Annotated in this window: 17 protein-coding genes and 1 tRNA gene; 9 read left to right on the forward strand and 9 right to left on the reverse strand. The window is 72.3% G+C overall.

Annotated elements, in window-relative coordinates; all coding sequences use genetic code 11:
* The first annotated feature begins 106 nt into the window (after positions 1-106).
* The 8 genes from IEZ00_RS01870 (at position 107) to IEZ00_RS01905 (ending at position 6,414) form a co-directional block, all read left to right on the forward strand.
* Positions 107-442, forward strand: coding sequence for a hypothetical protein (locus IEZ00_RS01870; RefSeq protein WP_229794911.1), 336 nt, complete (start codon positions 107-109; stop codon positions 440-442).
* 1 nt (position 443) lies between these two features.
* Complete coding sequence (locus IEZ00_RS01875) at positions 444-1,505, forward strand: hypothetical protein (protein ID WP_189221259.1); 1,062 nt, start codon at positions 444-446, stop codon at positions 1,503-1,505.
* Between the two features lie 88 nt (positions 1,506-1,593).
* Positions 1,594-2,568: a bifunctional DNA primase/polymerase gene (locus IEZ00_RS01880; protein WP_189221260.1), complete on the forward strand. Its 975-nt coding sequence runs from the start codon at positions 1,594-1,596 to the stop codon at positions 2,566-2,568.
* Positions 2,565-2,930 (forward strand): hypothetical protein, encoded by a 366-nt coding sequence (locus IEZ00_RS01885; RefSeq protein WP_189221261.1) that lies wholly within the window; start codon positions 2,565-2,567, stop codon positions 2,928-2,930. Before IEZ00_RS01880 ends, IEZ00_RS01885 begins: the two co-directional genes overlap by 4 nt.
* Positions 2,927-3,784 carry a DNA cytosine methyltransferase gene (locus IEZ00_RS01890; protein ID WP_189221262.1) on the forward strand — a complete coding sequence of 286 codons (858 nt, stop codon included), beginning with the start codon at positions 2,927-2,929 and terminating at the stop codon, positions 3,782-3,784. Before IEZ00_RS01885 ends, IEZ00_RS01890 begins: the two co-directional genes overlap by 4 nt.
* On the forward strand, positions 3,781-5,037 hold the full coding sequence (locus tag IEZ00_RS01895) for a DUF3631 domain-containing protein (RefSeq protein WP_189221263.1): 1,257 nt from the start codon (positions 3,781-3,783) through the stop codon (positions 5,035-5,037). Before IEZ00_RS01890 ends, IEZ00_RS01895 begins: the two co-directional genes overlap by 4 nt.
* On the forward strand, positions 5,034-5,267 hold the full coding sequence (locus tag IEZ00_RS01900; protein WP_189221264.1) for a helix-turn-helix domain-containing protein: 234 nt from the start codon (positions 5,034-5,036) through the stop codon (positions 5,265-5,267). Before IEZ00_RS01895 ends, IEZ00_RS01900 begins: the two co-directional genes overlap by 4 nt.
* Positions 5,251-6,414 carry a tyrosine-type recombinase/integrase gene (locus tag IEZ00_RS01905; protein ID WP_189221265.1) on the forward strand — a complete coding sequence of 388 codons (1,164 nt, stop codon included), beginning with the start codon at positions 5,251-5,253 and terminating at the stop codon, positions 6,412-6,414. The genes IEZ00_RS01900 and IEZ00_RS01905 overlap by 17 nt, the downstream gene beginning before the upstream one ends.
* 89 nt (positions 6,415-6,503) lie before the next feature.
* On the opposite strand, the gene IEZ00_RS01910 is transcribed toward IEZ00_RS01905, so the two are convergent.
* Positions 6,504-6,577, reverse strand: a tRNA-Thr gene (locus IEZ00_RS01910).
* A gap of 124 nt (positions 6,578-6,701) precedes the next feature.
* On the opposite strand from IEZ00_RS01910, the gene IEZ00_RS01915 reads away from it, so the two are divergent.
* A complete protein-coding gene (locus IEZ00_RS01915) occupies positions 6,702-8,276 on the forward strand; it encodes a hypothetical protein (protein WP_189221266.1) in 1,575 nt (524 codons plus the stop codon).
* A gap of 9 nt (positions 8,277-8,285) precedes the next feature.
* Here IEZ00_RS01915 and IEZ00_RS01920 read toward each other — a convergent pair whose 3' ends face one another.
* From IEZ00_RS01920 to IEZ00_RS01955, 8 genes are all read right to left on the reverse strand, one after another.
* Positions 8,286-9,485, reverse strand: a complete 1,200-nt coding sequence (locus tag IEZ00_RS01920) for a DNA polymerase III subunit delta' (RefSeq protein WP_189221267.1) — start codon at positions 9,483-9,485, stop codon at positions 8,286-8,288.
* 25 nt (positions 9,486-9,510) lie between these two features.
* Positions 9,511-11,580, reverse strand: a complete 2,070-nt coding sequence (locus tag IEZ00_RS01925) for a bifunctional MFS transporter/dTMP kinase (protein WP_189221268.1) — start codon at positions 11,578-11,580, stop codon at positions 9,511-9,513.
* 42 nt (positions 11,581-11,622) lie between these two features.
* Positions 11,623-11,769, reverse strand: coding sequence for a hypothetical protein (locus IEZ00_RS01930; protein ID WP_194523932.1), 147 nt, complete (start codon positions 11,767-11,769; stop codon positions 11,623-11,625).
* A gap of 377 nt (positions 11,770-12,146) precedes the next feature.
* Entirely contained in the window at positions 12,147-14,873 is a 2,727-nt protein-coding gene (topA, locus tag IEZ00_RS01935) for a type I DNA topoisomerase (protein WP_189221270.1), read from the reverse strand.
* A 130-nt stretch (positions 14,874-15,003) separates the two neighbouring features.
* Positions 15,004-15,648 carry a hypothetical protein gene (locus IEZ00_RS01940; RefSeq protein ID WP_189221271.1) on the reverse strand — a complete coding sequence of 215 codons (645 nt, stop codon included), beginning with the start codon at positions 15,646-15,648 and terminating at the stop codon, positions 15,004-15,006.
* A gap of 66 nt (positions 15,649-15,714) precedes the next feature.
* A complete protein-coding gene (locus tag IEZ00_RS01945) occupies positions 15,715-16,341 on the reverse strand; it encodes a hypothetical protein (RefSeq protein ID WP_189221272.1) in 627 nt (208 codons plus the stop codon).
* 43 nt (positions 16,342-16,384) lie between these two features.
* Complete coding sequence (locus tag IEZ00_RS01950) at positions 16,385-16,984, reverse strand: hypothetical protein (RefSeq protein ID WP_189221273.1); 600 nt, start codon at positions 16,982-16,984, stop codon at positions 16,385-16,387.
* Between the two features lie 139 nt (positions 16,985-17,123).
* The coding region (locus IEZ00_RS01955; RefSeq protein WP_229794914.1) for a sodium-translocating pyrophosphatase at positions 17,124-18,959 on the reverse strand (1,836 nt) is incomplete at its 5' end.

An 18,959-nucleotide genomic window follows, 5' to 3' on the forward strand; every position in this document is an offset into this window, starting at 1 on the left:
GCTAGACCTAGCGCCCCCGCTAGCGCCTCACCTCATCGCTGATCAGCGCCCTAGTTCCTAGCGGCGTGGGTGCCGCACACCCCGAAACAGCCTGAAAGGCCACCTCGTGACCCCCTCACGTGTCGCGTTCATCATCCTCACTCTGTTAACGCTCAGTGACAATCCGTCCGTCAAGCCGGTCGGTGTGGTCGGCCTGGCGCTGCTGGTCGTGGTCCACCTCGGCCTGTACGCGGCCTACCCGTTCAAGCGCTGCCGCTCCTGCCAGGGCAGCGGCCACCACCGCGCCCCGCTCACCCGTGCCTACCGGCCCTGCCGCCGCTGCCACGGCGACGGGATGCGGCTGCGTACCGGCCGCAAGGTCTGGAACGCGCTGGCCCGCAACCGACGCAACCGCCGTCAGCACATCCGTCCACGGAATTCCCAGCACAACCAGGGGACGTGACATGTGCCGCGCCCACGGTCGCCGCTGCCCCGGCAGCGCCCACAGCAGTCGCGCCACCCAGACCACCCGCAAAGCCGTCTCCCGCGCCCGTGCCGCACTCCGCAAGGCCAAGGCCAGCGGGGACGCCGACGCCATCGACGCCGCACGGCAACGACTCGACACCGCCCGCGCCGCCCACCACCAGGCCAAGGACAACACCATGCGCGATCACAACACCCCAGCTCACGACAGGGACGTGACCGGCGACCAGCAGCAGAGCGAGCACACCACCCACACATGGACCTCGCCGGACGGCATGGTCACCAACACCGTTCACGGCACCATCGGTCCCGACGCGGTGCAGGCAGACACGATCACCGGCCCGGTCACCATCCACAACCGCCCCACCGACCACCCCGCCAGCACCCCGGTGCCCGAGGACGTGCCCGAGGACGTGCGCGCGTTCGTGCGGGCCGGGCTGGTCACCCTCGGACCCGACGGACGCCCTGTTCGCCGCAGGGACGTGACCGCCCCGCGCCCCGCCCCCGCGCCGCACGACCACCACGACGGCAGCAGCAGCGGTCCGGTGCACATCACCGACCGGGCCGGACGGCCCATCGTGCAGGCCGGACAGGTCACCGGGGGTGTGTGGGTCAACGGCGTCCGCCAGGACCACCCCGGCGACCACGGCCACCACGGCGGCAGTCGGCGCGAACGCGACCGGCCCGACCAGCGCGAACGCGGGCAGACGACCGGGCAGGGCTTCACCATCCACAACGTCAACTACGCCGCTCCCGGTGCGCACGTGGGCAGTCAGCACGACGTGACCGGCAGCACCGACCACCGGCCCGACGCGGCCAGCGCGGACGGTCCCGGCGAGTTCGTCCGCAAGCTGCACCGCACGATCCGGCGCGCGCAGGAAGCCGCCGAGCAGGCACGTCAGGACGAGAAGCCGGGCGAGTCCGCGCGCACGACCAACGTCGCCAGCGGCGACCAGCACGTGTCCCAACAGATTGGGATCAACCTCGGCACCGTCCACACCGGAGACGGACAGGTCTGGATCAACGGCAAGCGCATCCGCTAACCGCGCCCGTTTCGGCTGACCACGGCGGGGACGTGACCACCCGTGCCCGTCCCTGCCGTTGGTGCCGACCGTCCACAGGAGACACCTCATGGACAGCACTTCCCAGCAGCGGGACATGCTCCTGCGCTCCGCTCTCCACCTCGCCGCGATGGGCTTGCACGTCTTCCCGCTGCGGCCGGGCACCAAGCGCCCCGCCCTGCACGGCGTGCGCTCCTGCCCCCGCACCGGGGTGTGCGCCACCGGCCACCAGGGATGGGAGCAGCGCGCCACCACCGACCCCGGCCGCATCCGCGCCTGCTGGTCGGCAGCCCCGTTCAACATCGGCGTGGCCACCGGCCCTTCCGGGCTGGTCGTGGTCGACCTGGACACCCCCAAGTCACCCGCCGACCTTCCCCCGGAGGGCTGGAGCCGCAGGGGGGCGCGCGACGGGCGCGAGGTGTTCGCCCTGGTGTGCGCCGACGCCGGGCACCCGGTACCGGCCGACACCTACCGCGTGACCACCGCGCGCGGCGGAGAACACCTCTACTTCCACGCGCCCGACACGGTGCGTCTGCGCAACACCGCAGGAGACTCCGGCCTGGGGTGGAAGGTCGACACCCGCGCGTGGGGTGGCTACGTCGTCGGTGCCGGATCGATCACCGACCACGGCCAATACCGGCCCTGCGCGGAGACCGCTCCGGCCGATCTGCCCACCTGGTTGGTCCAGCGCCTCACGCCCAAGCCGCCACCGGCCCGCACAGCGCCGATCGTGAGCCGTTCTGAGCGGCTGCCCGCCTACGTCGCGGCAGCAGTCCAGGGTGAGCGGCAACGGGTCGCAGCGGCCGTCTCAGGGGCGCACACGCACACCCTGTTCGTGGCGTCGGTCGCCCTCGGGCAACTGGTCGGCGCAGGACTACTCCCAGCGGCTACAGCACAGGACGAGTTGTTCGCCGCCGCACTGCACATGATCACCGACCGGTGCGGCTGCACCGACCGGGAAGTCCTGCGCACCATCACCAACGGACTCCGCGCCGGGGCCGAACGACCTCGACGCGCGCCGGGCACCGAACGGGGTGCGGCATGAGCGCGCCGCACCTCGCCGACCCCCGCACACCCCTGGTCGCCCTGGAAGGTGGTCCCAGTCATCGCCGCTGGTTCTTCTACCGCGACTGGTTGGCGCTGCGCTCCGCCAGCCGCCGTGGCGGTTACCCGCGCATCCACCCGTGCGGGTCCTGCCGCTGCTACCTGCCCACCGACCGCTACGCCACCAACCCCAACCCGATGGTGACCCACCACCACGGCGACGCGCGGGTGTGGACCTACGTCGTGCCCGAGCAGTGGCAGCAGTGGGCAGGCCGCGAGTACCTCACCCCCGAGGAGAAGACCGCCGGAGAACCGACACGGGTCCGCTGGCCCGGCGCGTTCGAGCAGGAGGCCAGCACATGAGCCGTCCCCGCCTGCTGGACCTGTTCTGCTGCGCGGGCGGAGCGTCGGCCGGGTACCACGCCGCCGGGTTCGACGTGACCGGCGTGGACATCGTGCCGCAACCGCACTACCCGTTCCCGTTCATCCAGGCTGACGCCCTGACCGTGGCCCTGAGCGGCTATGACGTGATCGCGGCATCTCCACCGTGCCAGCGGTTCTCGCAGGCCACCCCGGAGGACCGGCGCGGCGAGCACCCCGACCTGATCGAGCCGATCAGGCAGCGGCTGCGCGACGCGGTAGCTCGTGGGCAGGTCTGGGGCTACGTCATCGAGAACGTCCCCGGCGCACCGCTGGCAGACCCGATCACCATCTGCGGGGAGACGCTGCGGTTGGGGGTGCGCCGCCACCGGTTGTTCGAGTCCAACCTTCCCCTGTTCGGCACCGCCTGCCACCACGACCGAGGTGCACCCGCCGTGCCGGTCTACGGCTCCTACGGCCAGCGAGCGGGACGAAAACCCGTCGACGTCGAGGGGGAACCGTCACGCGGCACGCCGGTCGAGGTGGGCCGTGCCGCGATGGGCATCGACTGGATGCCCTGGCCCAACCTCACTCAGGCCATCCCACCGGCCTACACGTTCTGGATCGGCGCACAGCTCATGAAGCACGCCCGCGACCTCGCCCGGCCGGTGACGCAAGAGACCAGGACGCAACCGTCACGCGCCGCCGGGTCGGCGACACCGGACACCGGTGGAAAGCGTCACTGCCGCTGCGGTGCCGAACTCGTCCGCCCCGCAACCGGCCGCTGGCCCCGCCACTGCTCTCACGCCTGCCGCCAGGCCGCCTACCGCGAACGTACGAAAGGAGCCGCCGCATGAGCACCCCCACAACCGGCACCATGACCGGTGCCGCGCTGTTGGACGCGCTGCACGCCGCGCTGACCCGCTACGTGGTGCTGCCCAACCCACAGGCCGCCGACGCGGTGGTGCTGTGGATCGCGGCCACCCACGCCCAACCCGCCTGGGCACACGCCCCCCGGCTGGTCATCCGTGGCCCGGAGAAGCGCTGCGGCAAGTCCCGACTGCTCGACGTGGTGGAGGCCACCTGTCACGACCCGTTCATCACCGTCAATTCGTCACCGGCTGCGGTCTACCGCTCCATCAGCGACGACCCACCGACCATGCTCGTGGATGAGGCCGACACCATCTTCGGCCCCAACGCCGCAGGCAACGAGGACCTACGCGGGCTGCTCAACGCCGGACACCAGCGCAACCGCCCCGCCAAGCGCTACGACGCCAACACCAACCGGGTGGAGTCCATCCCCACTTTCGCCATGGCCGCACTCGCCGGAATCGGCGCCATGCCCGACACCATCGAAGACCGCGCCGTGGTCGTGCGGATGCGCCGCCGCGCCCCCGGCGAACAAGCCGCGCCCTACCGGCACCGCCGCGACCGCCCCGGCCTGCGCCGACTCGCCGACGACCTCACCCGCTGGCTACGCGCCGACCTGACCGTGTTGGAGAACGCCGAACCGACCATGCCCGTGGAAGACCGCGCCGCCGACACCTGGGAACCACTGGTGGCCGTCGCCGACCACGCCGGGGACACCTGGCCCGACCGTGCCCGCGCCGCCGTGCTCGCGCTGACCGGGGAAGCCGCCAGCAGCGACCAGGGATCGGTGCGCATCCGACTGCTCATGGACTGCCGCACCATCTTCGGCGACCACGACGCGGTGCCCACCGCGTTCCTGATCGACCGGCTACGGGCCGACCCCGAAGCGCCGTGGACCACCTTGGGAAAGACCGGCATCACCCCCGCCAAACTCGCCGGAATGCTCCGGGAATTCGACATCACTTCCAGCAACGTCCGATTCCCTGACGGCACCCAGGCCAAGGGCTACCAACGCGCCCACTTCACCGACGCCTGGGCGCGCTACTGCCCACCCGCCGAGGGGGAGCCGTCCCAGCCGTCCCAGCCGTCCCAGCCCTGGTCAGGGCGGGACGGCACGAGTCCCTGGGACGGCACGAGCCGTCCCACCAAAACCGGCCGTCCCGCCCTGACCAGCATCGGGACGGCTGGGACGGCTGGGACGGCTCCCCCCCTCGGCCACGTCACCGGAGGTGCCGCATGACCACCCACACGACCGGCACGGTGACCGAGCTGACCAAGTACCTCTACCGGGTTCCGGAAGCGATGCGGTTGCTTTCGCTGGGACGTAGCGCCATCTACGAACAGATGCGCGCCGGACGACTCAAGTTCGTCAAACAGGGCCGGGCAACGCTCATTCCAGTATCGGCGATCCGGGCATATGTCGCGCTGTTGGAGCAGGAAGCGGAGGTGCACTATGGCGAAACGGCGTAGCCGTGGTGACGGCGGTATCCACTGGGATGAGAAGCGGGAACGGTACATCGCAACGCTGCACGTCGGATACAAGCCGGACGGCAAGCGCATCACGAAGCAGCGCAGCGCCAAGACGATGACGGAGGCTAAGCGCAAACTGCGTGAGCTTCAGCGGGAACTGGAAGACGGCGGCACGATCGCACCGCACGGCTACACCGTCGGGGAGGCCGTCACCGACTGGTTGACCAACTACGCCGCCACCGGTCGTGACCCGAACACGGTCCGGGCGCGGCGGGTACTCGCTGAGCAGCACGTCATTCCGGCACTCGGCGCGCGGAAGCTTGTCGAGTTGACCGCTGAAGACGTGGATTCCTGGCTGATCGGCAAGGCGCAAACGCTGAGCACTGCCACGCTGCGGGACATCCGTTCGATCCTCAAGCGGTCGGTTTCCCGCGCTCAGGCGCGGGACAAGGTAAAGCGCAATGTCGTGTTGTTGTGTGATTGCCCTGTTGGCCAGCCCGGTCGGCCGTCGAAAGCGCTCACGTTGGCGCAGGCTGAGGCGCTGCTGGCTGCTGCGGAGAACACGCCCATGCGCGGGTATATCGTGGTCGCGTTGCTCAGCGGAGCGCGTACCGAGGAACTGCGGGCGCTCACTTGGTCGAACGTGGATTTGCTGGGAGATGACACCGGGCCGATTCCGGTGCCGCCTAACGTCAAGGTGTGGCGGTCGGTCCGTGCCAGCGGCGACACCAAGACGCGGAAGTCACGGCGGTCCCTGGCGCTGCCTCAGCGGTGTGTGGAGGCGCTCAAGGACCAGCAAGCCCGGCAAAGCAGCCTCCGTGAGGCAGCGGGGGACGCCTGGCAGGAACACGACCTGGTGTTCACGACGAAGGTCGGGACAGCGCTGGACGATGCCAACGTGCGCCGCGACTTCCGGCGGGTGGTGAAGACGGCAGGGCTCAAGCCGGAGGACTGGACGCCTCGTGAGCTACGGCACAGCTTCGTGTCACTGCTGTCGGACAGCGGAGTACCGATCGAGCAGATTTCGCGCTTGGTGGGCCACAGCGGGACGTTCGTGACCGAGCTGGTCTACCGGAAGCAGATCCGGCCGGTGGTGCAGGAGGGTGCCACCGCGATGGACCGGATCTTCCCGACCGCAGGAGCGTAGTCACGCAGTTGGTCACGCAGCACGACCCGTAGACACAGGTCAGGCCCGGTCCCTCGGTAGTGGACCGGGCCTGACCTGCATCTCACCTGAGCCGCCTGTCGGAATCGAACCGACGACCTGTTCATTACGAGTGAACCGCTCTGGCCGACTGAGCTAAGGCGGCGAGACGCGACAACTATAGCCCAGCCTTGCGTCGTGACCGATCAGGGGGTTCCCTCGTTGAGCCCACGGGTGACGCACCTCACCCCGCGTCACCGCGACATCGCCGTCCGGGGAGGACCGACCAGATGCGCCTGTTGGCCGTGCCCGCCGCCCTCGCGCTGGTCGCGCTGTGCGCCACCCCGGCGCTCGCGCAGCCGGTCACCACACCGGTGCCAGGCCCGGTGAACCCCGGTCAGCCGCCGATGTCCGCCGGTCCCCCGGTGGTGGCTCACGCGATCGGGGACGCGGGCACCGGGCTGGCCGTGGTGCGGCTGGCCCCGGACTCGGCCGCCACCAGCTCGATCCTGCCCGGTTTCGGCGAGCGGCTGGCCGAGCAGTCGGCCGCGGAGCTCGGCGTCGGGCTGGCCAGCGCCCAGGCCAACTCGGAGGCGCTGCTCAGCTACGAGCGCGCCGTCGCCCAGGCCTCGCCGCTGGGGTTCGCGGTGCGGGGCCACGCCCCGCAGACGCCGGGCACGCTGGTGCAGACCGCCTCCCCGGACAACGCCAAGCCCGTGGCGGGCGGCCTCAACCCGCCCCGGACGCCGCTGGACGGCCTGCTCAACGTCGGGGCGCTCAACGGCACCGCGCACGCCCGCTGGCACGAGGAACTGGGCCCGTGCGTCTCGCCGATCGCGGACGCCACCACCGAGCTGGCGAGCCTGAGCGCGCTCAACGCGATCCCCACCCTGCCCACCGCCACCGACCTCACCGGCGTGCTCGCGGACGTCCCGAAGCTGGACGCGGACGCCGAGCGGGCCCTGCTGGACGGGCTCAACCGGCTGGCGGGACCGCTGAGCAGGCTCGGCGGGCTGCTGTCGGGCAGCCAGGACACCGGGGCGGACGGCTCGCTGCTCAGCCTGCCCAACGCGCTGGCCGCGCGGTCCAGGGTCGAGCTGGTGGACCTGCCGGGCAGCCCCAACAAGGCGGTGCGGTCGATCTCCACGCTGCAGGCCACGGCCGTGCGGCTGCTGGCGGGCACGCCCGCGGAGATCCGCGTGGACGTGGTCGGCCAGCCCGCGCTGATCGCGCTGGCCACCGGCGACGAGGCCACCTCGCGGGTCGACTACACCGCGCCGGTGCTGCGGGTCAGCCAGGGCGGCAGGCAGCTGGGCGTGCTGGACGCGGCCAACCCCCGCCTCGACGTGCCCATCGGCGTTCCGCTGGACCAGGCCGGGAAGCTGCCGCTGGTCGGCGACGTGGTCGACCGGCTGCCCAGGGTCGACATCGGCGTGCTGCGGCTGCAGGTCGGCCAGCTCAACCGCAAGGCGGCCCCGCTGGAGGGTCCGCTGGAGGGTCCACCGGGGCAGGGCGGTCCCGCCGTCGAGGGGTTCACGGTCGGCGCGACCGCGCGGCTGCTGGACCTCCAGCTGCTGCCCACCGACGCGCTGGGCCTGCCGAACCTGCCCTCGGCGCTGGCGCAGGTGTCGCTGGGCGAGCAGGTGGTGCGGGCGGCGGCGCCGCGCGGCGGGGTCGTGTGCGCGGCCGCCGCGGCCCCGCCCGAGGACGCGCGGCCCGCGCCACCCGCGAAGCGGGCGCTGGCCCGCACCAACGCCGCCTACCGCACCGTGTCGATCTTCTGGACCGGCACCGCGCTGCTGCTCGTGGGCGTGGTCCTGGTGGCCGCGCTGCCGCCGCGCCGACCTCGGGCCGACCGCCGGTAGATCCCGGCGTCAGCCCCGGTGCAGCGTGGTAAGCATCGCCTCGACGGCGATGCGCGGTTTGACGTTCATCTCCAGCGCCTCCCGGCAGGCCAGCACGGCCTCCAGGCGGCGCAGCGTGGACTCGGGGCTCCACGACGCGGCGGCGGTGCGCGCGTCGGCGGCGCGGTCCGGGTGGTTCAGCGCGGCCTCCGAGCCGGTCGCCGAGACCAGCACGTCCCGGTAGAACGCGGCCAGGTCGACCAGCGCCTGGTCCAGCGAGTCGCGCTGGGTGCGGGTGGCGCGGGACTTCTGCCGCTTCTCCAGGTCCTTGAGCGCGCCCTTGGCGCCGCGGGTGGCCGCGGCGGTGCCCTTGCCGGTGCCGCCCGCGCCCATCGCGGTCTCCAGCGCCTGCCGCTCGGCCTCGTCGCGGGAGGAGTTGGCGGTCAGCGCGTCCGCCTCGGCGGCCTTCACCAGCTCGTCGGCGCAGGTGAAGATGTCGGCGGGCCTGCGAAGCGCGAGCGGGATGCCCAGCACGGCCTCGCGCCGCTGCCTGGCCTGCTCGTCGGTGGCCAGCCTGCGCGCGCGCTCCACGTGCCCGCCGCACACCGACGCCGCCCAGGACGCCAGGTCCGGGTCCACGCCCTCGTCCCGCAGCGCCTCGGCGATCGACGCGGCGCGCGGGGTGCCCAGCGGCACGACCCGGCAGCGCGAGCGGATGGTCACCGACACGTCTTCGGGGTGGTCCGAGGGCGCGCACAGCAGGAACACCGTCCGCTCCGGCGGCTCCTCCACGGCCTTGAGCAGGGCGTTCGCCGCGCCTTCGGTGAGCCGCTCGGCGTCGGCGATGATCACCACCTGCCACCGGCCGCCGGTGGGCCTGCGCGCGGAGACCTGGACCAGCGACCGCATCTCGGCCACCGAGATCGACAGCCCCTCGGGGGCGACCACGCGCACGTCCGCGTGCGTGCCCGCCAGCGCGGTGTGGCAGCCTGCGCACGCGCCGCAGCCGGGCCGGTCGTCGACCGCCGTGCACTGCAGCGCGGCGGCGAACGCGCGGGCCGCCACCGACCGGCCGGAGCCGGGCGGGCCGGTGAACAGCCAGGCGTGGGTCATCGCGCCGGGCGCGGGCGAGCCGCCCGCGACGATGCTCGCCGCGGCCTCGGCGGCGGCGCTCAGCACGGCGACGGCTTCGGGCTGGCCGACCACCCCGCCCCAGACACCCTTGCTCACCGGGCCACCGTACCCAGTGCCGCGATCAGGTCGCCTCGGCCATCGGGTGGGCGGCTGGGGTGGGCCGCGCGGACTGGCGGGCCTCGATCAGCGGCAGCACCGCGGCGCGCACCCGCTCGGCCACCTGGTCCTCGTCCGCGTCCGCGTCGACCACCGCGTACCGCTCGGGGTCGGCGGAGGCCATCTCGCTGAGCAGCCGCTGCACCCGCCAGTGGTGCTCGGCGTTGTCCATCGGCCGCTTGCCGCCCTCGGCGGCGGGCAGCGGGGAGCGGTCCAGCAGCACCGTGATGTCCGGGCGCAGCCTGCCGGTGGCCCAGTCGACCAGGCCCTCGACCTCGCGCGGCTCGACGCTGCCCGCAGCGCTGAAGTGCGCCAGCGGGCTGTCCACGTAGCGCTCCATGACGACCAGGGAGCCGCCGTCCAGCGCGGGCCGGACCTCGCGCTCCACCACGTCGGCGCGCACCGCCGCGGCGACCAGGGCGTGCGCCCGCACGCCCGCCAGGTCGGCGGTGGACAGCAGGTTGCGCAGCCGCTGCTCGTCCAGGTCGGGGTCGCTGGCCAGCAGCACCTCGCGGCCGGACGCGCGCAGCGCCTCGGCCAGCCGCCGGGCCTGCGCCGCGGTGTCCCGCCGGGTGTTGCCCTCGACCGCGATCAGCAGCCCGCCGCCCCGGCGCGGCCTGCCCCGGATGGCGGCCACCAGGTCGGACAGCAGCGGCTCGCTGCGCCGGTCGTCCATCTGCCGGTAGGCGATCAGGCCCAGCAGCGCGGCCACCACGCCCGCGCCGAAGAGCACCGGCCGGGTGCCGTCGACCTGCATCGGGTGGCCGAACGCGGTGACGGTGCGCTGCTGCACCAGGCTGACCAGCAGCGGGGTGGTCGCCGACGTGGCGAACAGCACCACCTTCAGCAGCGACTGCAGCAGCGCCACGGTCCGGCCCCGCATCGCGTCCTCGACCTGCGAGCCCACGATGGTCAGGCCGGTGAGGAACGCCACGCCCGCGCACCCGCCGACCAGCGCCACCGCGATCAGCGCGATCCACAGGTGCGGCGCGATCGCGACCACCAGCAGGCTCAGCCCGGCCAGCACGATGGTCAGGCCGAACAGCCGGTCGTAGGGCAGCCGCCTGGCCATCCTCGGCGCGGTCGCCATGCCCGCCGCCAGGCCCGCGAAGACCGCCACGAACAGCAGGCCGAACGTGGAGTCGCCGCCCAGCAGCGAGTTCGCGTACAGCTTGGCCGTGCCGACCACCGCGCCCGCCGCGGCGAACGCGCCGATCATGCCGATGACCAGGCCGCGCACCAGCGGCGTGCGGCCCGCGTAGCGCAGCCCGTCGCGCAGCATGGCGAAGAAGCCGGGGGCGTCGCCGTCCTGCCTGGCCCGCCGCACCACGGCGGCCCGGCCGGACAGCTCCGGGATGCGGGTGGCGACCATGATCGCGGAGGTCACGTACAGCGCGCCGTTGACCATGACCGCGATGGTCGCGATGCGGAACTCGATGTCGGTGTTCTGCAGGTGCAGGTAGCCGGGGATGCCGGAGATCAGGGAGTACAGGCCCGCGCCGCTGATGACCGAGATGCCGTAGGTCATCACCAGGCCGAGCTGGTTGGCCGTCTCCACCTGGTCCGGGCGGCGCAGCAGGTTCGGCACGGCCGAGTCCTTGGCCGGGATCCACAGCATCGCGCAGCAGCCGACCAGGAAGTTCGCGACGAACAGCCACCAGGCCGTGCCGACCAGCGCGATGGAGATGAACAGCCCGCCGCGCAGCAGGTCGCAGACCACCATGATCTTGCGGCGGTCGAACCGGTCGGCCAGCACGCCGCCGAGCGGGGCGAACAGGATGCCGGGCAGCAGCTGCGTGAGCACCACGAGGCTGAGCGCGAAGCTCTGCCACTGGTAGCTCTCCAGGAGCCGGGTGACCAGGCCGGTCAGGGCCAGCAGTGACAACCAGTCACCGATGCTGCACAGATAGGTGACACCCCAGAGCCTGCGGAAGGGCCGGATCGCCAGCACGCTGCGAATCCGGTGGCTGGTCGAAGCGTCCTGGATGGTGCTCACCCCCTGCCTGGTGCGATGAACCAGCGTAGCCGGGGTCATCAGGGCTGGTGACCAGATGAACCATTCGGGTGGTGGTTCCAGTCACTTGGAGCGGTCGAACAACGACCGGACGACCTCGCGCAGGGTGTCGAAGAACGCCCCGGTCCGCACGACCATGAACCCGATGCCGATTCCGATCTCGCTCGGGACCTCTTCCGGTCGTGCGACCGCAGGCTGGACCGGGGCCATCGGCGCAGGAAGCCGCACGGGACGCTGATCGGAGCGCTGCGGAGGGCGTTGCACGGGGCGCTGGACATGGCGCTGAACGGGGCGCTGAACGGGGCGCTGAACAGGGCGCTGAACGGGGCGCTGCGGAGAGTGCCGCAGGGGGCGCTGGGCGGCGCGTCCCGGCGGCGGCGCGGGCCGAACCGTCCGCACCGGGGCCTGCCGAGGTGGTTCGACGACCGCTTCGGGTCGCGCGGGCGCGGACTTCGGGGCTCCGGGCGCGTCGTAGGCCCGCTCGCCGGTCACCAGACCGGCGAGCGGATCGGGAAAAGCGCGTGGCGGCGGTGGCGGCTCAGTGCCGTCAGGTCCGAATAACCACTCATCCACCGCCACCACCTCCGCTAGCCCTTGGCCTTGGCCGGTGCCTTCTTCCGCGCCGCGGGCTTCTTCTTCGTGGTCGGGCCCTTGGCGCGCTTCTCCGCCAGCAGCTCGGCCGCCCGCTCGTCGGACAGGCCCTCCACGCTGTCGGACTTGCGCAGCGAGGCGTTGGTCTCGCCGTCGGTCACGTACGGGCCGAACCGGCCCTCCTTGACCACCATCGGCTTGCCCGACACCGGGTCGTTGCCCAGCTCCTTCAACGGCGGCGCGGCCGCCGCCCGGCCCCGCTTCTTCGGCTCGGCGTAGATCTTCAGCGCCTCGTCCAGGGTCACCGTGAACAGCTGGTCCTCGCTGGCCAGCGACCGCGAGTCGGTGCCCCGCTTCAGGTACGGGCCGTAGCGGCCGTTCTGCGCGGTGATCTCCGCCCCGGTCTCCGGGTCGGTGCCGACCACCCTGGGCAGCGACAGCAGCTTCAGCGCGTCGTCCAGGGTCACCGTCTCCAGCGACATCGACTTGAACAGCGAGCCGGTGCGCGGCTTGGGCGCCTTCTTGCCGTCCGGCGGCTCGGGCAGCACCTCGGTCACGTACGGGCCGAAGCGGCCCTCCTTGGCCACGATCTCGTGCCCGGTCACCGGGTCGGTGCCCAGCGAGCGGCCCTCCTGCGGGGTCGCGAACAGCTTCTCCGCGACCTGCTGGTCCAGCTCGTCCGGCGGCAGGTCGTCGGGCAGGTTCGCGCGCTGCGACACCCCGTCGACCTCGCGCTCCAGGTACGGCCCGTACCGGCCGACCCGGACCACCACGGTGTGCCCGTCGGCGTCGGTGAACAGCGGGATCGAGTTGACCTCGCGCGCGTCGATCTCCTCGACGCTGGAGCCGACCAGCTTCTTGAGCCCGCCCGAGCGGCCCACCGACGACTCCGGCCCGACGTTGCCGCCGAAGTAGAAGCCGGACAGCCACGTGGTGCGCTCCTGGCGGCCCGCGGCGATGCCGTCCAGCTCGTCCTCCAGCGCGGCGGTGAAGTCGTAGTCCACCAGCCTGCCGAAGTGCCGCTCCAGCAGCCCGACCACGGCGAACGCCACCCACGACGGGACCAGCGCGGACCCCTTCTTCCACACGTAGCCGCGGTCCTGGATGGTGCTGATGATCGAGGCGTAGGTGGACGGGCGGCCGATGCCCAACTCCTCCATGGTCTTGATCAGGCTGGCCTCGGTGAAGCGCGGCGGCGGGCTGGTCGAGTGGCCGTCCGCGGACAGCTCGGCGGCCTGCACCGGCTGGTCCTTGGCCAGCTGCGGCAGCCGCGACTCGGCGTCGTCGGACTCGCCGCCCGCCTCCGCGTCCACGGTCTCCACGTACGCCTTGAGGAAGCCCGCGAAGGTGATCGTGCGGCCGGACGCGGCGAACAGCACCTCCTCGCCGCCGGTGGTGGTGCCCGAGATGCGCACGCTGGTGGTGTTGCCGCGCGCGTCGGCCATCTGCGAGGCGATGGTGCGCTGCCAGATCAGCTCGTAGAGCTTGAACTCGTCGGCGTCCAGCTCGCGCGCCACCTGGCCGGGGGTGCGGAACACCTCGCCTGCGGGCCGGATCGCCTCGTGCGCCTCCTGCGCGTTCTTGACCTTGCGGTTGTACTGGCGCGGCTCCTTGGGCACGTACTGCGAGCCGTACAGCTCGGTGGCCTGCGCGCGCGCCGCCGAGATGGCCGTCTCCGACAGCGTGGTGCTGTCGGTGCGCATGTAGGTGATGTAGCCGTTCTCGTACAGCTTCTGCGCCGCGCGCATGGTGCGGTCGGCGGAGAAGCGCAGCTTGCGGCCCGCCTCCTGCTGGAGCGTGGAGGTCATGAACGGCGCGTACGGCTTGCGCGAGTACGGCTTCTCCTCGACCGAGGACACCGTCAGCGTCGCGTCGGCCAGGCCGGTGGCGATCGCGCGGGCCTGCGCCTCGTCCAGCACCCGGACGTCCGCGCCCTGCTTGAGGCGGCCGTCGGAGCCGAAGTCGCGGCCGGTGGCCAGGCGGGTGCCGTCCACCGCGACCAGCCGCGCGCCGAACGTGCGGGGGCTGGCGTCCGCACCCGCGTCCATGGTCGCCGAGACGTCCCAGAACGAGGCGGTCACGAACTTCATCCGCTCGCGCTCCCGCTCGACCACGATCCTGGTCGCCACGGACTGCACCCGGCCCGCCGACAGCTTCGGCATGACCTTCTTCCACAGCACCGGGCTGACCTCGTAGCCGTAGAGGCGGTCCAGGATGCGGCGGGTCTCCTGCGCGTCGACCAGGCTCTGGTCCAGGTCGCGCGGGTTGGCGGCGGCGGCCAGGATGGCGGGCTCGGTGATCTCGTGGAACACCATCCGGCGCACCGGCACCTTGGGCTTGAGCGTGTCCAGCAGGTGCCAGGCGATGGCCTCGCCCTCGCGGTCGCCGTCCGTCGCGAGGTAGAGCTCGTCGACGTCCTTGAGCAGCTCCTTGAGCTCGGCGACGGTGGACTTCTTGTCCGGGGTCACCACGTACAGCGGCTCGAAGTCGTGGTCCACGTCGACGCCCAGCCGCGCCCACGACTGCCCCTTGTACTTGGCGGGCACGTCGGCGGCGCCCCGCGGCAGGTCGCGGATGTGCCCCTTGGACGACTCCACGACGAAGCCGTTGCCGAGGTAGGACGCGATCTTGCGCGCCTTGGCGGGCGACTCGACGATCACCAACCGCCGGTTGCCGCTCGCTGATCCCCCGTTGGACTTCCTCGCCCGTGTCGATCCAGCCACGCCGTCCCGCTCTCTCCCCGAACACTGTGTTCCCGACCCGCCAGTGTGCACTGTCCTTAGTCGCCGACGAGCAGCCCTGGTCGCAGACAGAGTGACACAACCGGCGGCGTTCGTCCGCCAGGAGGACCGGCTACGCGGCCGGCCAGGTGCGCTCGGCGACTCCCCGCGGAGCACGTCCGACCAGCTCCGCGAGGCGTTCCAGCCGTCTGCGGCCGACCACCCGCAGCGCGGGCGGACCCGCGCGGGGCGTCAGCAGCGCGGCGGGCAGACCGGCCGCCGCCAGCGCCGTGCGCAGCGGCTCGTGCGTCGCGGGGGCCAGCGGGTCCAGGCCGAGCAGGTAGCCCGACTCCACCCACCGGCCCGACGCCAGCGCCCACATCCTGAGCACGCCGCCGTGCGGTGTGAAACCCTCGGGCACCGCCTTCTCCGCTCCCCGCAGCCACCGCGCGGCCAGCCCCCGCAGATCCGCCCGGAAGGCGGTCCTGACCTCCCACGTCCGCACAGGGCCCGCGTTTCCCGCAGCGTCTCCCTCAGCGTCCTCCGCGCCGTCCTCGGGTGGTGGGGCCTCGACCGAGCGCGCCTCGGCCTGCACACCGCGCTCGGCGAACGCGGCGACCAGCGCCGGGGCCCGCCACCGCTCCTCCAGCCCGACCGAGACCCGCGCGGCCCGGCCCCTGGCGAAGCCCAGCACCTGCCCGGGCCCGCACAGCACACCGGCGAGGTCACCGACGCACGGCTGCCTCGCCTCGGCCGAGAAGAAGGACAGTTGCCCCACAGGCGGCAGCGTAGAACACACGTTCGACCACGGCCAGTGGTCGAGCGGAGCAACCGGAGCGGCGGGTCAGCCGCCCATGTTCCGCAGCAGGTCACCCATGGCGGTGCACTGCGGCGCCTGCTTGAACGCGGCTCCCAGCACCGGGTCGCCCTGGATCTTCTCGACCTGCTGGCGCAGCGTGGTCGGGTCGCCCGCTTCGCCGCCCAGCTGCTCCAGCTTGGCGGAGAACTGCGGGTCGTTGGGGTCGAGCCCGGCCAGCTCCCGGTTGGCGTCGGTCAGCCCCTTGCCCGCCTGGCCGAAGTACCCGACCAGCTCGTCGTGCAGGGCGCGGGTCTCCGGCGAGGGCGCCCCGATCCGGGCCAGCTCCTCGCTCGCGGCGGTCAGCGCGGTGCCGGACTTCTCGCTGAACTGCAGCAGCGCGGCCTTCTGCGCGGCCGGGTCGGTCGCGTTGCCCCCGGCCAGCAGCGCCTGGAGCATCTCGACCATGCCCTGCGCCATCACCCCCATGCCGTCGCAGAAGGCTCCCGCCCAGGTCACCGGGTCGGCGGTGGCCGCCGAGGTGGTGGTGGTGGTGGGCGCGGCCGAGCCGCTGGAACCGGTCGCGGCCGTGTCTCCGGAGGTGGTGCCGGAGGTGCAGCTCGCGACCGCCAGGCAGGCAGCGAGGAGGCCGGGCAGGATGATGCGGTGCTTCACGAAGAGATCCCCCAGTCGAGTGACAATCGAAAGGGGGAACCTACTACGAGGTGGCGGGCGGGGCCTCGGACGTCGCGGTGGACGGCCGCAGCGTCCGCAGCGCCTGGCAGGACGGCGCCTGCTGGGCCGCCGCGGCCAGCTCCGGGTGCGACTCCAGCTGCTTGAGCGGCTCGGTGAACTCGTCCAGCCGGGCGATCGCGTCGCCCGCCGCCTGGATGCCGCCGACCGGGTCGTTCGCGTCGGCCTGCTCGATCGTGCTCCTGGCGTCGCCGAAGGTCTTGGCCACGTCGGTGAAGGTGGCGGCCATCTTCTCGACCTGCTCGTCACCACCCGCCACCGGCGAGGGGCCGACCTCCCGCAGCCTGGTCGCCGTGGAGCCGAAGGCGTCGGCCATCTGGCCCATGTAGGCGGCCATGTCGGCCTTGAGCTTGTTCTGGTCCGTGGCGTCCAGCTTCGGGGGCGTCTTCGGGACGCTCACGAACGACGAAGCCGCCGCGCACACCTTGTCCACGTACGCCACCGCGGCGTCGTTGGAGGAGGTGGACGGCGGGGTGCTGGACGTGGCGGAGGAGTCGTCGCCGCCCGATCCGCAGCCCGCGAGCAAGGCGGACGCGGCGAGCGCGGCGGCGAGGCGGACACCCATGTCGTCTCCCAGCGTGTTCCGGTGTGCTCCCGGTGTACCTCGCAGTACTACCCGAAACCGCCGGGGGCTACGCACGCAGGGGTGCCCGCGAATACCACCCGAAAGGAGGATCGGACGGCATTCGCGGGCACCGGCGGACTCAGGCCGCGCCGTTGGCGACCGGCGCGTCCGCGGGCGTGTCCGAGATCGCCGTGCCGCGCCGCTTGGACACCACCACGGCGGCCACGATGATCACCGCGGCGACCGCCGCGATGGCGTAGCGCACGCCCGCCGAGGCGTCCGCGCCGACCGAGAAGGTCACGATCGCCGGGGCGATCAGCACCGACACCAGGTTCATCACCTTGATCAGCGGGTTGATGGCCGGGCCCGCGGTGTCCTTGAACGGGTCGCCGACCGTGTCGCCGATGACGGTGGCCGCGTGGGCGTCGGAGCCCTTGCCGCCGTGGTTGCCGTCCTCGACCAGCTTCTTGGCGTTGTCCCAGGCGCCACCGGAGTTGGCCAGGAAGACCGCCATCAGGGTGCCGGTCGCGATCGCGCCCGCCAGGTAGCCCGCCAGCGGGCCGACGCCGAGGCCGAAGCCCACCGCGATCGGCGCCATCACCGCGAGCAGGCCGGGGGTGGCCAGCTCGCGCAGCGAGTCCCTGGTGCAGATGTCGACGACCTTGCCGTACTCCGGCTTGACCGTGCCGTCCATGATGCCGGGGTTGTCGCGGAACTGGCGGCGCACCTCGAACACGATCGCGCCCGCCGCGCGGGTCACCGCGTTGACCGCCAAGCCGGAGAACATGAACACCACCGCCGCGCCGATGGCCACGCCGACCAGCACGTTCGGGCTGAACACCACGTTGGTGAAGGACACCGGCACCTCGCCCAGGGCCACCTGCACGTCGGCCAGCGCCTGTTCGATGGCGTCCTTGTAGGAGCCGAACAGCGCGGTCGCCGCGAGCACCGCGGTCGCGATGGCGATGCCCTTGGTGATGGCCTTGGTGGTGTTGCCCACCGCGTCCAGCTCGGTGAGGATCTGCGCGCCCTCGCCGTCCACGTCACCGGACATCTCGGCGATGCCCTGCGCGTTGTCCGAGACCGGGCCGAAGGTGTCCATCGCGACGATGACCCCGACCGTGGTCAGCAGGCCGCAGCCCGCCAGCGCCACCGCGAACAGCGACACCACCACCGAACCGGACAGCAGGAACGCGCCGTACACCGCGCCGCCGATGACCAGCGCGGTGTAGACCGCCGACTCGAAGCCCACCGAGATGCCGGACAGGATGACGGTGGCCGCGCCGGTCAGCGAGGTCCGGCCGACGTCCTTGACCGGCTTGTACTCGGTGCCGGTGAAGTAGCCGGTCAGCCACAGGATGACGGTCGCCAGCGCGATGCCGATGATCACCGCGATCGCGGCGATCAGCGCCGGGTTGCCGGGGGTGCTGCGGATGGCGTCCGGCACCCCCTCCAGGTCGGCGAACGAGCCGGGCAGGTAGACGAACGCCGCCACGGTGCACAGCACCGCCGAGATGACCGCCGAGATGTAGAAGGAGCGGTTGATCGCGTTGAGGCCGTTCTCACCGGTGCGCGCGCTGGTGGTGTAGACGCCGATGACCGCGGTCAGCACCCCGATGGCCGGGACGATCAGCGGGAACAGCAGGCCCTGCATGCCGAACGCGGCGGTGCCCAGGATCAGCGACGCGACCAGGGTGACCGCGTAGGACTCGAACAGGTCCGCCGCCATGCCCGCGCAGTCGCCCACGTTGTCGCCGACGTTGTCGGCGATGGTTGCGGCGTTGCGCGGGTCGTCCTCGGGGATGTTCTGCTCGACCTTGCCGACCAGGTCCGCGCCCACGTCCGCGGCCTTGGTGAAGATGCCACCGCCCACGCGCATGAACATCGCCAGCAGCGCCGCGCCGAAGCCGAAGCCCTCCAGCACCCTGGGCGCCTGGCCCGCGTAGGCCATCACGACCGCCGCCGCGCCGAACAA

This window comes from Saccharothrix coeruleofusca (assembly GCF_014648515.1).
In the GTDB taxonomy this organism is placed as follows: Bacteria; Actinomycetota; Actinomycetes; order Mycobacteriales; family Pseudonocardiaceae; genus Actinosynnema; species Actinosynnema coeruleofuscum.

What these genes read in the sequence shown, in the direction of transcription:
- IEZ00_RS01925 (WP_189221268.1), bottom strand. Translation starts at nt 11,580, where the DNA reads ATGACCCCGGCTACGCTGGTTCATCGCACCAGGCAGGGGGTGAGCACC.
- IEZ00_RS01905 (WP_189221265.1), top strand. Translation starts at nt 5,251, where the DNA reads ATGGCGAAACGGCGTAGCCGTGGTGACGGCGGTATCCACTGGGATGAG.
- IEZ00_RS01915 (WP_189221266.1), top strand. Translation starts at nt 6,702, where the DNA reads ATGCGCCTGTTGGCCGTGCCCGCCGCCCTCGCGCTGGTCGCGCTGTGC.
- IEZ00_RS01930 (WP_194523932.1), bottom strand. Translation starts at nt 11,769, where the DNA reads ATGGCCCCGGTCCAGCCTGCGGTCGCACGACCGGAAGAGGTCCCGAGC.
- IEZ00_RS01875 (WP_189221259.1), top strand. Translation starts at nt 444, where the DNA reads ATGTGCCGCGCCCACGGTCGCCGCTGCCCCGGCAGCGCCCACAGCAGT.
- IEZ00_RS01950 (WP_189221273.1), bottom strand. Translation starts at nt 16,984, where the DNA reads ATGGGTGTCCGCCTCGCCGCCGCGCTCGCCGCGTCCGCCTTGCTCGCG.
- IEZ00_RS01885 (WP_189221261.1), top strand. Translation starts at nt 2,565, where the DNA reads ATGAGCGCGCCGCACCTCGCCGACCCCCGCACACCCCTGGTCGCCCTG.
- IEZ00_RS01890 (WP_189221262.1), top strand. Translation starts at nt 2,927, where the DNA reads ATGAGCCGTCCCCGCCTGCTGGACCTGTTCTGCTGCGCGGGCGGAGCG.
- IEZ00_RS01900 (WP_189221264.1), top strand. Translation starts at nt 5,034, where the DNA reads ATGACCACCCACACGACCGGCACGGTGACCGAGCTGACCAAGTACCTC.
- IEZ00_RS01880 (WP_189221260.1), top strand. Translation starts at nt 1,594, where the DNA reads ATGGACAGCACTTCCCAGCAGCGGGACATGCTCCTGCGCTCCGCTCTC.
- IEZ00_RS01895 (WP_189221263.1), top strand. Translation starts at nt 3,781, where the DNA reads ATGAGCACCCCCACAACCGGCACCATGACCGGTGCCGCGCTGTTGGAC.